The sequence below is a fragment of the Streptomyces sp. NPDC049541 genome (genome assembly GCF_044465725.1).
Lineage (GTDB): Bacteria > Actinomycetota > Actinomycetes > Streptomycetales > Streptomycetaceae > Streptomyces.
Genome location: NZ_JBITLY010000010.1, coordinates 162,805 through 176,213 on the forward strand (window position 1 = coordinate 162,805; position 13,409 = coordinate 176,213).

General features: G+C 71.3%; 10 protein-coding genes. 7 read left to right on the plus strand and 3 right to left on the minus strand.

The window, feature by feature from the left end; genetic code table 11:
- The first annotated feature begins 43 nt into the window (after positions 1 to 43).
- From ACIBW9_RS32480 to ACIBW9_RS32490, 3 genes are all read left to right on the plus strand, one after another.
- The gene (locus ACIBW9_RS32480) at positions 44 to 595 is read left to right on the plus strand and encodes an FHA domain-containing protein (RefSeq protein WP_398960590.1); all 552 of its coding nucleotides are present in this window, start codon (positions 44 to 46) and stop codon (positions 593 to 595) included.
- Positions 596 to 755: 160 nt separating this feature from the next.
- Entirely contained in the window at positions 756 to 2,120 is a 1,365-nt protein-coding gene (locus ACIBW9_RS32485) for a M14 family zinc carboxypeptidase (protein WP_398960591.1), read from the plus strand.
- Positions 2,117 to 2,536 (plus strand): SSI family serine proteinase inhibitor, encoded by a 420-nt coding sequence (locus ACIBW9_RS32490; protein WP_398960592.1) that lies wholly within the window; start codon positions 2,117 to 2,119, stop codon positions 2,534 to 2,536. The genes ACIBW9_RS32485 and ACIBW9_RS32490 overlap by 4 nt, the downstream gene beginning before the upstream one ends.
- A gap of 43 nt (positions 2,537 to 2,579) precedes the next feature.
- Here ACIBW9_RS32490 and ACIBW9_RS32495 read toward each other — a convergent pair whose 3' ends face one another.
- The 3 genes from ACIBW9_RS32495 to glgX form a co-directional block, all read right to left on the minus strand.
- The gene (locus tag ACIBW9_RS32495; RefSeq protein WP_398960593.1) at positions 2,580 to 3,830 is read right to left on the minus strand and encodes a M14 family zinc carboxypeptidase; all 1,251 of its coding nucleotides are present in this window, start codon (positions 3,828 to 3,830) and stop codon (positions 2,580 to 2,582) included.
- A gap of 171 nt (positions 3,831 to 4,001) precedes the next feature.
- Positions 4,002 to 6,359, minus strand: coding sequence for a malto-oligosyltrehalose synthase (treY, locus tag ACIBW9_RS32500; protein WP_398960594.1), 2,358 nt, complete (start codon positions 6,357 to 6,359; stop codon positions 4,002 to 4,004).
- A gap of 296 nt (positions 6,360 to 6,655) precedes the next feature.
- Positions 6,656 to 8,785 (minus strand): glycogen debranching protein GlgX, encoded by a 2,130-nt coding sequence (glgX, locus tag ACIBW9_RS32505; protein WP_398960595.1) that lies wholly within the window; start codon positions 8,783 to 8,785, stop codon positions 6,656 to 6,658.
- Positions 8,786 to 8,978: 193 nt separating this feature from the next.
- Here glgX and ACIBW9_RS32510 point away from each other — a divergent pair, with 193 nt between their 5' ends.
- From ACIBW9_RS32510 to ACIBW9_RS32525, 4 genes are all read left to right on the plus strand, one after another.
- Positions 8,979 to 9,779, plus strand: coding sequence for a Tat pathway signal sequence domain protein (locus ACIBW9_RS32510; protein WP_398960596.1), 801 nt, complete (start codon positions 8,979 to 8,981; stop codon positions 9,777 to 9,779).
- Between the two features lie 56 nt (positions 9,780 to 9,835).
- On the plus strand, positions 9,836 to 11,158 hold the full coding sequence (locus tag ACIBW9_RS32515; RefSeq protein WP_398960597.1) for a copper amine oxidase: 1,323 nt from the start codon (positions 9,836 to 9,838) through the stop codon (positions 11,156 to 11,158).
- Between the two features lie 80 nt (positions 11,159 to 11,238).
- A complete protein-coding gene (locus ACIBW9_RS32520) occupies positions 11,239 to 12,516 on the plus strand; it encodes an SAV2148 family HEPN domain-containing protein (RefSeq protein ID WP_398960763.1) in 1,278 nt (425 codons plus the stop codon).
- Positions 12,517 to 12,618: 102 nt separating this feature from the next.
- Positions 12,619 to 13,347 (plus strand): 3'-5' exonuclease, encoded by a 729-nt coding sequence (locus ACIBW9_RS32525; protein ID WP_398960598.1) that lies wholly within the window; start codon positions 12,619 to 12,621, stop codon positions 13,345 to 13,347.
- The last annotated feature ends 62 nt before the right edge of the window (positions 13,348 to 13,409 follow it).

Here is a 13,409-nt window from a genome sequence, read left to right on the forward strand (position 1 = left end):
CGTTTTCTGGACACCCGCGGTTCACTGACCGACAATCACCAACGTGACGTCGTCTTTCGAGTTCAACACGTACCCCGCGCGGCTGTCCGACGGGGAGCGCGACAAGGCGCTGAAGGTGCTGCGTGACGGCGTCGCCATGGGACGGCTCTCGCACGACACGTTCGTCCGCCGCATGGAGCTGGCCCTCACCGCCCGCCGCTCCGAGGAACTCGCCGCACTCACCGCCGACCTCCCGCAGGAAAGCCGCGTCGCCCGCCTGGTGTTCGGCACCGTGGAGGCGGTCTCCGGCTTCACGGTACGGCTGCGCAGGGCGTGGCAGGCCGAGCGCCTCCCCAAGCTGCTGCTGCCCCACCCCGCGGGCGGTTACCCGCTGCGCATCGGTCGGGATCCGGCCAACGGACTGCGCCTCACGCATGAAACCGTGTCCCGTGTGCACGCCGAACTCAGCCGCCAGGGCGGCATGTGGGTGCTGCGCGATCTCGGCTCGACCAACGGCACGACGGTGAACGGCCGGCGGGTCATCGGGGCGGCCGTGGTCCGCGAAGGCGATCAGGTGGGCTTCGGGCGGATGGCGTTCCGCCTCGCCGTCGATTGAGCCCTGACTGAGTCACGCCTTAGCTTTGGCCTGGGCATGACAGCCTGTTGACGTGGGGTGATGGCGCAAATCGCATTGTGCTCCATGGTGTTGACGTACCCGTCAAGTCGTGACTGACTGTGCGTACGCCATGCACATCAGGTGAACCGACGGCGCCACATTGTGGAGGTGTGCCCTGCCGCCCCTCCTGCGCTACCCGACCGTCGACGAGCTCGGCGCGCGGGCGGCAGTACTCGTCTCCCGGCGTCCGAGCGACGCCCGTCTGCGCCGCGTCGGCACCTCGCGCGCGGGCACCCCCATGTGGCTGCTTTCCGTCGGTCACGGCAGCCGCCAGGCCCTCGTCGTCGCCGGACCGCACGCCAACGAACCCGTCGGCGGCGCCACCGTGCTCCGTCTGGCCGAACGGGTGCTCGCCGACCCCAGGTTCACGGAGGGCGCCGACGCCACCTGGAACCTGCTGCTGAGCCTCGACCCCGACGGCCTGCGCCGCAACGAGGGCTGGCTGCCGGGCCCGTACAGCCTCGGCCGGTACTTCCGGAACTTCTTCAGACCCGGCTTCCTGGAACAGCCCGAATGGCTGCCCGACGGCGCGGCCGCCGCCGCCCTGCCGGAGACCCGTACCCTGCTCGACCTCCAGGACGAACTGCGGCCCTTCCTGCAGTGCTCCCTGCACGGCGTCGACGTGGGCGGCGGCTTCGTCGAGCTCACCCACGACCTGCCGGGCCTCGCGGGCCGTATCGCGCACACCGCCGCCCGCCTCGGCATCCCCCGCGAACTCGGGCCCTACGACACCCTGTACTGGCCGAGCCTGGGCCCCGCCGTCCACCGCATCCCGCCGCCCCGCATCGGCGACCTGGCCGCGGCCATCACCGAGGCGGCCGTCGAGTCGACCTGGTTCCACCCCTACCGGCACGGCACGGTCACGGCGGTCGTCGAGGCGCCCATGTGGGGCGTGGCGGCCGTCGAGGACGGCTCCCCGCCCGCCGACGCGGCCGGCGTGCTGCGCGCCGTCAGCCACACGCTGCGCCACGACGCCCGGCTTCTGGAGGTGCTCCTCGCGCGGCTGCGGCCCCATCTCGCAGGCATGCCGGACGCGGCACGCCTGCTCGCCCCGGTGGACGACTATTTACTGGTCTGCCCCGGGCTCGCCGACGCGTGGGACCCCGACGTCGCCGACGGGGCGCGCCCCCTCCCGCCGCTCAGCACCGCCCATCTGGCCGCCCTGCGCATCGCCGGACGGCGGCTGGCACTGCGCACGGCGGGCCTGCTGCACCAGCTCGTGACCCGCGCCGGCCGTGACCCGGCCGGTGTGCTGCCTGACCTGGACCGTCTCGTCGACGACTGGTGCGCCGACTACCGCGACGGCATGGGGGCGCGCTGGATCCCGGTCCCGCGCCAGGTGGAGTACCAGTCACGCGTGGTGCTCGCCGCGTTCGAACTCGCCCTGCGGCACGCGCCCGCGTGCTCCCGTTCGGGTGAGTCGGGGTGGGGTTCCCAGGCTGCCGTGCCGATGCATCGGGAATGACGATCAGCACCACAGTGAAAGCGGTACGGGGCTCGCTGCTGGCGGCCGCCCTCCTCGCCGGCGGCGCGGCCCCGGCCCAGGCGGCGTCCCCGGGTTTCCCACCGACCGACTGGCTCTACCTCACGGTCACCAAGGGCGACGCCCGTTCCCCCCACACGCGTGACACCCTGCTGCTGTGCGACCCGCCCCAGGGGCATGCGCGAGCGGCCGACGCATGTGAGGAGCTGGCGGCGGCGGACGGCGACATCGCCCGCATCCCGTCGAAGAAGAACATCTTCTGCCCGATGATCTACGCGCCGGTTACCGTCCACGCCCGCGGGGAGTGGAACGGCCGACGAGTCGAGTACACCCAGACCTTCTCCAGCACCTGCGTCATGGCCGGCCGCACCGGCTCGGTGTTCGCGCTGGACGCCTGACCCGCGCGCTGCGGCGGCCTGCCGGGCGCGGGCCGGCTCGCGGTCAGGCCGTCCGGTCGCGCGCGTGCAGCGCCGCCGCGAGGACCGTCCGCAACTGGTGCTCGACCTGGTGCTCCAAAGGCACCCAGCGGGCACGGAAGCGCTCCGCGAAGGCGTCGCTCCAGGTCGCCACCAGCCGCTCCAGGCCCGGTGCCGCCCGGTCGTCCGCCTCCTGCAGGACACGCAGCAGCATGGCCGCCGCCCGCAGCGGCAGGCGGCGGCCGAACGCGTCCACACTGCCGACGTACGCCATCGTGTTGTCGGCGGGCGGCGTGCGCATCCAGTCCGCGGCCAGGCCCGGAACCAGTTCCAGCGCCCACTTGGCGGCCCGCAGCAACGGACCGTCGAGGCCGTCCAGACGCGGCAGCGCCTCGGCGAGCACCCGCTCCACCTCCAGCGCGTCCCGCAGCAGCCGGCGCGCCAGCCGGCGCATCGCCGCGGCCGGAGCGGGATGCGGAGCGGGGTCGTCCACCAGGTCACTCGCCCACATCGGCACCTCGACCACCGCCGTCAGACCGCCGTGGCGGTGGGTGTCGTACCAGGTGCTGTGGCGTGCGTCGTCCGGCATGCTCGGATACGCGGCACCCGCGCCGGCGGAGGGCATCACATGCACCCCGGGCCCGGACGCGGCCCAGCCCGCGGCGTCCGAGGCGCCCGTCTCCACCGGGATGTGCAGCTCGGCCGCGGATTTCGCGAACGGCTCGGCGAGACCCGGTATGTCCTTGGTCAACTGGACCCAGCTGCCGCCCAGGTCGGTCCCGTGCAGGGTCGCCTGGAGGTAGGGGCGCAGCTCGTCGATGACCCGGGTCAGCGCGCGCGTCTCGGGCGGCAGCCGGTGCGGCGGCAGCACCGACGGCGACCACTCCGGCTGCTCCTCGGCGGCCGGCCGGAAGAACCCGAGGTGGTAGTCGAACAGGCTGCGCGGTGCCGGGGTGCGGTGCAGACTCGCCCCGTCGGGATCGGCGCACAGCAGGAAGTGCCAGGAGGTGTCCGCACGCAACTCCCGCTCGGCCACCACCCGTTCGGCGAGCGCGAGCGCCGTGGAGCCGCCGGTCGGCTCATTGGCGTGGGCGCCCGCGACGACGAGCACGGCCCGCCGCGCAAGGCCCACGGACAGCAGGTGCAGCGGTCTGCCCGCCCGGGAGACGCCGACCTGCCTCAGCGTGCACAGACCGGGTCTGTGAGCGGCCAGCGCGCCTGCGGACGCGACGAGTTGAGTCACGGTGGGGTAGCGCAGCTGCAGCAGGAGACTCACCCCCGTTACGTCCGCCCGGCTTCGCAATCCGCAGTACCCCACGCTCCAGGTGAAGTGTCAATAACGCCTGGGGGGAGGCTCCAGGGGGCGCCCAGATGCATTCTGGCCGAAGCCCGCCGCGATCGGCAGCGCCCCATGGCGCGGAGCCGCAAACAGACAGCCCGCGAAGGCTCAGTCCGCGGCGACCCGCTCCAGCAAGGCCACCGGCAGCCGCCCGAAGAGCTCCCCCACGCGCGCGTGCCCCTCGAACTCCCGCCCCGGAGACAGTACATCGGACCAGCGCCCGCCCGGCAGCGGCAGCACGGTGTCCCGCCAGCCCCCTGCCTCCGCCAGCCGCAGCGACAACCGCGTCACGGCCGTGACGACCTCTCCGGACCGCGCGAACGCCACGCAGTGGCCCGCCGCCGGGCCCTCGGCGGTCAGCGGCGCGTACGTCGCCCCCTCCCCGAAGGCACCGGGCCGCCGCGCACGAAGCCGTAGCGCCGCCGCGGTCACCTCACCCTTCTCGCCGGGATCCGCGGAGGGCGGGAACCGCACCGGACGCCGGTTGTCCGGGTCCACCAGCGCCAGGTACTCGCCCTCGGTGCCCTGGTAGAGATCCGGCACGCCCGGCATCGTCAGCTGGACCAGGGCGGTGCCCAGCACGTTCGCCCGGATGTGGGCCTCCAGCGCCCCGCGCAGGGCCACCACGTGCTCGCCCGGAGCCCCGCAGGGCCCCGCCGAGACGAACGCCGCCACCGCCTCCTCGTAGGCGGGCTCCTGCTCCGTCCAGCTCGTCAGCAGCCCCGCCTCGCGCACATGCTTCAACAGGGCCTGCTGAACGCGCTCCTCGGCCGCCGCACCGAGCCCGAACACCGTCTGCCACGCCGCCCACGCCACCTGCGCGTCCGGCACGCCCTCGCCCGCGCGCGTCACCTCCGCCAGCACGTCCGCCCACCGCTGCGGGCACTCGGTGAGCACGGCCAGCGCCGCCCGTACGTCGGCACTGCGCTTCGTGTCGTGCGTCGACACGACGGTCCCGGTCGCGGGCCAGTCGCGCTGCACGCGCGCGCAGTAGGCATGAAAGTCCTCCACGGACACCCCGGGGCTCCCCGGGTTGCCGCCCACCTCGTTCGCCGACAGCAGCGGCACATACCGGTAGAACGCCGTGTCCTCCACGGACTTGGCCCGCAGCGCGGACGCGGTCTGCGCGAACCGCGCCCGGAACTCCACATGGTCGGGCCCGTCGCCATGACGCCCGAGGACCAGATCCCGTACGACGTCCACCGCGCCGGCCTCCTCCGGCACGGTGAAGGCGAGCTTGGCCTCGGCCGCGGCCTCCTCGGTGACCACGGCGGCCGCGTCCCCGGAGGCGTACGGCCGGTAGACCTCCAGGCGGACCAGCAGTTCCTGCAGCGCCGTGCGCAGCGCCCAGGGAGCGCGGTCGCGCAGCGCGGGGTCCGGCGCGGTGGCGCACAGTCGGCTCGCCACCCGGGTCAGCCGGTCCATCTCGGTGGCCAGCTCGTGCGTGAGCACCTTGTACGCCGCCCGCCGTACCGTCGCCGCCCAGTCGCCGCCGCGGTCCGTCTGCGGGGCCGCGAAACGCCGGTACTGGCCGAGGAGTTCCCCGAACCCGGCCGGATCGGTGAAGAGGCCGTCGATGTGGCGCAGGGCGTCGTAGCCGGTGGTGCCCGCCACGGGCCAGGAGGCCGGCAGGGGCTCCCCGTCGGACAGGATCTTCTCCACGACCGTCCAACGGCCGCCGCCCGCCTCGTGCAGCCGCCGCAGATACCCGTCGGGATCGGCGAGCCCGTCGGGATGGTCGACCCGCACCCCGTCGAGCACGCCCTCGTGCAGCAGCTGCAGGATCTTCGCGTGCGTGGCCTCGAACACCTCCGGGTCCTCGACCCGCACCCCGATGAGCTCCGAAATGCTGAAGAAACGCCGGTAGTTGAGCTCGGTGCGGGCCAGCCGCCACCACACCGGGCGATACCACTGCGCGTCCAGGAGCTGCGGCAACGGCAGCTCCTCGGTGCCCTCACGCAGCGGAAACGCATGGTCGTAGTAGCGCAGCACGTCACCGTCGACCCGCAGCTCACCGATGACCGAGCCGAGCGGGCCACCCAGCACCGGCATCAGCACCTGGCCGCCCTGCGCCTGCCAGTCGATGTCGAACCAGCGCGCGTACGGCGACTTGGGACCCTCCCGCAGCACCTCCCACAGGGCGTGGTTGTGGCGCGGAGCCATGGCCATGTGGTTCGGCACGATGTCCGCCACCAGACCGAGACCGTGCTCCCGCGCGGTCCGCGCCAGCGTGCGCAGCCCCTCCTCGCCGCCCAGTTCCTCACGCACACGCGCGTGGTCCACGACGTCGTAGCCGTGTGCCGAACCCGGTACGGCCTCCAGGACGGGGGACAGATGCAGGTGCGAGACGCCGAGCGAGGCCAGATACGGCACGGCGGCCGCCGCGGCCGCGAACGGGAACTCGGGCTGCAGCTGCAACCGGTAGGTGGCCGTGGGAAGCAGGGGGGCGGGTCGCTCAGGTGTCATGCAAACCTACGTACCCGCCCTGCCGCCCTTCGTGTCATCGTCCCCTCCACGGGTGCACACGCGCGGCTGCCGACGGCCACGATCCCGTTGGCGGCCCACTGCCCGTGGCCTGCACCAGCGGCCCGCCGGGCGCCGCGGGGCCGGCTGGCGGGGCGCCTCGCCGACCGCACGGCCGCCGCGATCGCCCTTCTCCCATGCCGCCGATCGGCCCCCCGGGCCACGCCCGTCTGGTGGCGCCGCCCGCAGCCCCCCGAGCGGCCGGCCACACCGACGCAGGAAGGGGACCTGGAGCCGACCTAGACCGGCCGCTGCAGCACCGTCAGGCTGCGGTCCACCAGGGTCAGCCGGTCGCCCGCCTGCACCTTCGGGCCGGTGTGGGGCGGCACCCCGTCCGGGCGGGCGGTGTCGACGACCACCTCCCACTGGCGGCCGTGGTTGACGGGCACCACGAAGTCCAGCGTCTTCGGCGAGGCGTTGAACATCAGCAGGAACGAGTCGTCGGTGATCCGCTCCCCGCGCGTACCCGGCTCGGAGATCGCGTTGCCGTTGAGGAACACCGTCAGCGCCGAGGCCGGCGCCGAGTCCCAGTCCCGCTGGGTCATCTCCTTGCCCTCCGGGGTGAACCAGGCGATGTCCGACAGCTCGTCATGGGTGCCCTCCACCGGCCGCCCGTGGAAGAAGCGGCGCCGACGGAAGACCGGATGGTCCTTGCGCAGCCACACCATCGCGCGCGTGAACGCCAGCAGCTCGCTGTCGGCCCCGTCCTCCTCCGCGTCCGGATCCGCCCATTTCACCCAGGAAAGCTCGTTGTCCTGGCAGTACGCGTTGTTGTTGCCGCGCTGGGTGCGCGCGAACTCGTCACCGTGACTGATCATCGGCACGCCCTGGGAGAGCATCAGCGTGGCGACGAAGTTCCGCATCTGGCGCGCCCGCAGCTTCAGCACCTCGGCGTTGTCGGTCTCGCCCTCCTCCCCGCAGTTCCAGGACCGGTTGTGACTCTCCCCGTCCCGGTTGTCCTCGCCGTTCGCCTTGTTGTGCTTCTGGTTGTACGAGACGAGGTCGTGCAGGGTGAAACCGTCGTGGCAGGTGACGAAGTTGATCGAGGCGAGCGGGCGCCGCCCGTCGTCCTGGTAGAGGTCCGAGGAACCGGTCAGCCGGGACGCGAACTCGGCGAGCGCACGCTGCTCGCCGCGCCACAGGTCCCGTACCGTGTCGCGGTACTTGCCGTTCCACTCGGTCCACAGCGGCGGGAAGTTGCCCACCTGGTAGCCGCCCTCGCCGACGTCCCACGGCTCGGCGATCAGCTTCACCTGGGAGACCACCGGGTCCTGCTGCACCAGGTCGAAGAACGACGACAGCCGGTCCACCTCGTGGAACTGGCGGGCCAGCGTCGCCGCGAGGTCGAAGCGGAAGCCGTCGACGTGCATCTCGGTGACCCAGTAGCGCAACGAGTCCATGATCAGCTGCAGGACGTGCGGGGACCGCATGAGCAGCGAGTTCCCGGTGCCCGTGGTGTCCATGTAGTAGCGCGGGTCCTCGGTGAGCCGGTAGTACTGCGGGTTGTCGATGCCCTTGAAGGACAGCGTCGGGCCCAGGTGGTTGCCCTCGGCCGTGTGGTTGTAGACCACGTCCAGAATGACCTCGATGCCCGCTTCGTGCAGCGCCCGGACCGCCGACTTGAACTCCAGGACCTGCTGGCCGCGGTCGCCCCAGGAGGCGTACGCGTTGTGCGGGGCGAAGAAGCCGATCGTGTTGTAGCCCCAGTAGTTGTTCAGGCCCATGTCGACCAGCCGGTGGTCATTGACGAACTGGTGCACCGGCATCAGCTCCAGCGTCGTCACCCCCAGCTCCACCAGATGCTCGATGATCACCGGGTGGGCGAGCGCCGCGTAGGTGCCGCGCAGTTCCTCCGGCAGCCCCGGATGCTGCATGGTGAGGCCCTTGACATGGGCCTCGTAGATCACCGTCTCGTGGTAGCCGCGCCGCGGCCGCCGGTCGTCGCCCCAGTCGAAGTACGGGTTGACCACGACGGACGTCATCGTGTGCGGCGCCGAGTCCAGGTCGTTGCGCCGGTCGGGCGCGTCGAAGTGGTAGCCGTAGACCTCCTCGCCCCAGCGGATGGAACCGCTGATCGCACGCGCGTACGGGTCGAGCAGCAGCTTCGCCGAGTTGCAGCGCAGACCGCGCTCGGGGGCGTACGGGCCGTGCACCCGGAAGCCGTAGCGCTGTCCCGGCATGATGCCGGGCACGTACGCGTGCCGTACGAATGCGTCGCTCTCGCGCAGTTCCACCGCCGTCTCCGAGCCGTCGTCGTGCAGCAGACACAGCTCTACTCGGTCCGCGGCCTCCGTGAAGACCGCGAAATTTGTGCCGGCGCCGTCGTATGTGGCGCCGAGCGGATACGCCTCGCCAGGCCAGACCTGCATGGACACGACTCTTTCAGGTGGAACGCGCCGCGGGGGGCGCCTTGGCGTCGAGTGTCCCCGAAAGTGATGGAACCACCTATGACTTACGTCCCTCTTACCGGGCGACCTGTGCATACGCCGTATGGCAACGCCGTATGCCCATCAGTGGGGCAGAAAAGTACTCCCGGGGAAAAAGGGGGAGTAGGGGGTAAATGTGCGCAAGATAGTGCACCGCCACCTTGGCAAGGTGGTGGCCGGTGCGGCCATAGCGGTGGCCGGAACTGCCGTGATGGTCGGGATCACGCTACCGGGGACGGCGGGGGCCGACGATTCGGGAGGGACCAGGGCGGGGCAGGCCCGGCAGGCGGCCCAGGCGAACGGCACGCCCGCTCCGGGCGTGGTGGAGCGGGCTCCGGCCGAGGGCGAGAAGGGCAAGGGCCTCGACCCGCTGACCGACGACGAGACCAAGCGCGTCGAGAAGATCGCCCTGAACCGGCAGCTGCTGAACTCCGGTGAGAACGTCAAGGGCGCCCGCGGCCCGCAGCGGCTCACCGTGGAGCTGACCGAGCCGGACACCGACCAGCCGGACAGCGTGAACGCGCCCCGGCGCGCGGACGTGACGTTCTACGACTACCGGAACGACACCGTGGTCACCAAGACCGTCAACCTGGACACCGGGAAGGTCGAGGAGACGAGCACCCAGCACGACGTCCAGCCGCCGCTCAGCATCGCCGAGCAGACCGAGGCGGCCCGGCTGCTGATCGCGGACCCGCTGGGCGCGGGTCTGAAGGCGGACTACAAGGACGCCACGGGCAAGGAACTCACCTCCCCGGACCAGCTGACGCTCACCAGCATGGTGTTCCGGGCGGCCCCGGGCGTGAAGCCGGCCGAACTCGGCACATGCGGCGAACACCGCTGCACCCGGCTCTTCCCGAAGGTCAAGAACGGTGCCTGGATCGACACCCGGGACTTCGTGATCGACCTGAGCGCCCGCAAGGTCGTCAAGCTCGGCTGAGCCGGGCTCCGTTCAACTTTCCACACTTGCTTCTCCTGTGAGGGAGTCACTTCGTCATGCACGTCAACAGAGACAGCCGTGCCCGCCGCAGTGCGCTGCGCAGACGGGCCCTGGTGGGCCCGCTCGCGGTCGGGCTCGCCCTCGGCGGCACGGCAGCGGCACCGGCCTTCGCCGACCACAAGGAGGCGGCCGCCGCCGCGGCCCCCCAGTGCAGCGCGGCCTACCAGATCGAGCAGAAGCTCTCCTCCGGCACCACCTGGCGGATGTGCTGGCGCTTCGAGAGCAGGTCCGGAGTCATCCTGGACGACATCTCCTACCAGCCGCCCGGCGAGTCCCAGCCGATCAAGGTCCTCAACAGCGCCAAACTCGCCCAGATCGACGTGCCGTACGACGACGGCAGCGTCGAGTACAACGACGTCACGGACTACAACTTCGGCGACGGCCTGCTGAACCTGACGCCCGACGAATGCCCGGGCGGCACCATCAAGACCGTCAAGGTCGCGACGCCCTTCTACTCGGACTCGCCGAACGTCAACGGCCTGTGCGCCACGACCCGTTCCCGCGGCCACGCCTACCACCTGCTGTCCGACGCGGGCAAGACCTACCAGGCGCAGGGCAAGGACCTGCTCCTCTACACGGTCAACAAGGTCGGCTGGTACGAGTACATCACCGAGTGGCGCTTCCAGGACGACGGCACGATGAGCATGAACGCCGGCGCCACCGGCAGCCTCTCGCCCGACGACTACGACGCGGGCGACGGCCGCGGCTGGCCCATCGGCAAGGGTGCCAAGGCCTACGCCACCAGCCACAGCCACAACATCTTCTGGCGGCTCGACTTCGGCCTCGACGGCTCCTCCAAGACCAAGGTCGAGCAGTACGACTCGAAGGTCAGCGCCCCGGTGGGCGGCCAGCAGGCACCGACCAACAAGACGACCCTCACCAAGGTCACCAAGGAGCTCGCCGGCGACGCCAAGGACATGCGCTGGTGGCGTGTGGTCAGCACGGCCGGCAAGAACAAGGACGACCACCCGCGCTCGTACGAGATCGTCCAGGGCCCCACCGCGAAGTACCTGGGCCGCAGCTTCACCAAGCACGACGTGTACTTCACCGAGTACAACAAGTGCGAGCAGTACGCCAGCGGCAACCCGCTCAACTGCGGCGCCGGACACGGCAAGTCCGTCGACACATGGGTCAACGGGCAGACTCTCACTCACCCCATAGTCTGGGTGAATGTGGGTTTCCACCACATAGCCCGCGACGAGGACCAGCAGCCGATGCCGGTCCACTGGCAGGGTTTCTCCATCGCCCCGCGCGACGTCACGGCTATGAATCCGCTCACTCCGGCCGCTTTGGCCGCTCAGAACGGGCACTGGCACTAAGGCAGTTGAGAATCGACCTGTCCATCCGGCTGCACCGCTGACTGCTCCCGGAGTACCCTTCCTTGATCGTTGACACGGGGATGCTCGGGGGAGCGGAAGGCGGTGCGCGGGTGGGGTCGGGAGGGCTGGAGTTGCCCCCTGGTGACGAGGGTCACGAGGGGAACTCCACAGATGTCCCGCCCGGCACGGTGTCCCTGGCCCGGCCGATGGCGACGAGTTCCATCGGGCCGGAGCTGGACTGGGACGCCGACGCCTGGCGCGAGGTGCGTACGCGCGCCCAGCGAGCCGGCCGGGCCTACATCTGGCTGAACCTCGTCGAACAGCGGCTGCGCGCGGTCGTGGCCGCTGTTCTGCGGCCCATCTACGAACCCGTCCACGGCGACGACTGGGTGGTCGCCGCGGCCGGGCCGGCCGGCCAGGAATGGGTGCAGCGCGCGGTCGCCGTACGCGAGGTCAGCCGCCGCAAGGGCTATCTGCTCGACCCGGCCGACGACAACGTGCTCAGCTTCCTCACCCTGCCCCAGCTGCGCGAACTGATGGTGCAGCACTGGCCCTGCTTCGAGCCGTACGTCGACGACCGCCGTGACGTCGAACTCGCCCTGGACGAGCTCGAGGTCACCCGCAACGTCGTCTCCCGCAACCGGGCCCTGTCCGAGGCCGTCCTGAACCAGGCCGAGCGGGCCTCGGCGAAGCTGCTGGACATCCTCGGCGCGGCCGGGGACGTGCCGTCGGCCCGCCGGCTGCCCGTGGACGCGGTGGAGGAACTCGTCGGCGACCGGTACGCGGACGTGGTCGCCGTGCACCCCGACCGGGTGCGGCTGCTGCGCCAGTTCCCGGCCGAGGACATCTTCGGCGGCGCCCGCCGCCTCGACGCCGTCGGCATCGGCCTCAACCTGCTCGTGCAGAACTTCTCCGGACGCCGGCTGGTGCGCCTGGCCGAGGCGGGCTGCCGGGTCCGGCTGCTGTTCCTCAACCCGGCCTCCAGCGCCGTCAAACGGCGCGAGCGGGAACTGGGGATGAAGCGCGGCGAGTTGAGCCGAGCGGTCGAGATGAACATCCTGCACATGCGCCGCGTCCGCTCCAGGCTGCGCGACCCGGCCGCCTTCGAGATCCAGGTCTACGACGAGACCCCGCGCTTCACGGCCTACCTCGTCGACGGCGACGGCTCGGACGGTGTCGCCGTCGTGCAGTCCTATCTGCGGCGCTCGCGCGGCATGGAGGCTCCGGTGCTGGTGCTGCGCAACGGCAGCCGGGTGGTGAAGCCGGACGACATGGACAAGGGAGTCGAGAGCGGGCTCTTCCCGACATACCGCGAGGAGTTCGAAACGTCCTGGGCGGATTCGCGACCTGTGTCCTGAACTGTCGTCGGGGCCAAGCGGAATGCGGTCCTCGGATTGTCAGTGGCCCATGGGAAGGTGGAGACCACTGGGGGAAAGCACCACCAAGAAGGGGGGCCACGCATGGGCTGGCACCGGGAGCTGCTGATCGGCTTCGACCTGGAGACGACCGGGACCGATCCGCGTGAGGCGCGCATCGTCACGGGGGCCGTGATCGAGGTCAGGGGCGGACAGCCCATAGGGCACCGGGAGTGGCTGGCGGATCCGGGCGTGGAGATCCCGGCGGACGCCGTGGCGGTGCACGGCATCAGCAATGAGCGCGCGGCGGCTCAGGGCCGCCCGGCCGACGAGGTGGCGAACGCCATCGCGGACGTCCTGACGACGTACTGGAAGACGGGCGTCCCGGTCGTCGCCTACAACGCGACCTTCGACCTGAGCCTGCTCTCCGCGGAGCTGCGCAGATACGGACTGCCGTCCCTGCGCGACCGACTGGGCGGCCTCGACCCCGCCCCGGTCATCGACCCGTACACCATCGACCGCTGGGTCGACCGCTACCGCCGCGGCAAGCGCAACCTCGAAGCGGTCTGCACGGAATACGGCGTCACCCTGGACGCCGCCCACAACGCCTCCGCCGACGCCCTGGCCGCCGCCGGCCTGGCCTGCGCCATAGCCACCCGCCACCCCAAGATCGCAGCCCTCGGCCCGGCGGAACTCCACCTCCGCCAGATCGAGTGGTACGCGGAGTGGGCGGCGGACTTCCAGAACTTCCTGCGCGGCAAGGGGGACACGGCCGCGGTGGTCGACGCCACCTGGCCCCTGCGGGAACCCGCGCCCGAAGGGGCGCGGGGCTGAGTCGATTTGCGGCTCCGCCGCGCGGGCGCGACCAGCCACATAGGACCCGCAGTCGCCCGGCA

Coding starts and splice junctions, on each gene's coding strand:
- ACIBW9_RS32515 (WP_398960597.1), top strand. CDS start 9,836: ATGCACGTCAACAGAGACAGCCGTGCCCGCCGCAGTGCGCTGCGCAGA.
- ACIBW9_RS32525 (WP_398960598.1), top strand. CDS start 12,619: ATGGGCTGGCACCGGGAGCTGCTGATCGGCTTCGACCTGGAGACGACC.
- glgX (WP_398960595.1), bottom strand. CDS start 8,785: ATGCAGGTCTGGCCTGGCGAGGCGTATCCGCTCGGCGCCACATACGAC.
- ACIBW9_RS32490 (WP_398960592.1), top strand. CDS start 2,117: ATGACGATCAGCACCACAGTGAAAGCGGTACGGGGCTCGCTGCTGGCG.
- ACIBW9_RS32520 (WP_398960763.1), top strand. CDS start 11,239: ATGCTCGGGGGAGCGGAAGGCGGTGCGCGGGTGGGGTCGGGAGGGCTG.
- treY (WP_398960594.1), bottom strand. CDS start 6,359: ATGACACCTGAGCGACCCGCCCCCCTGCTTCCCACGGCCACCTACCGG.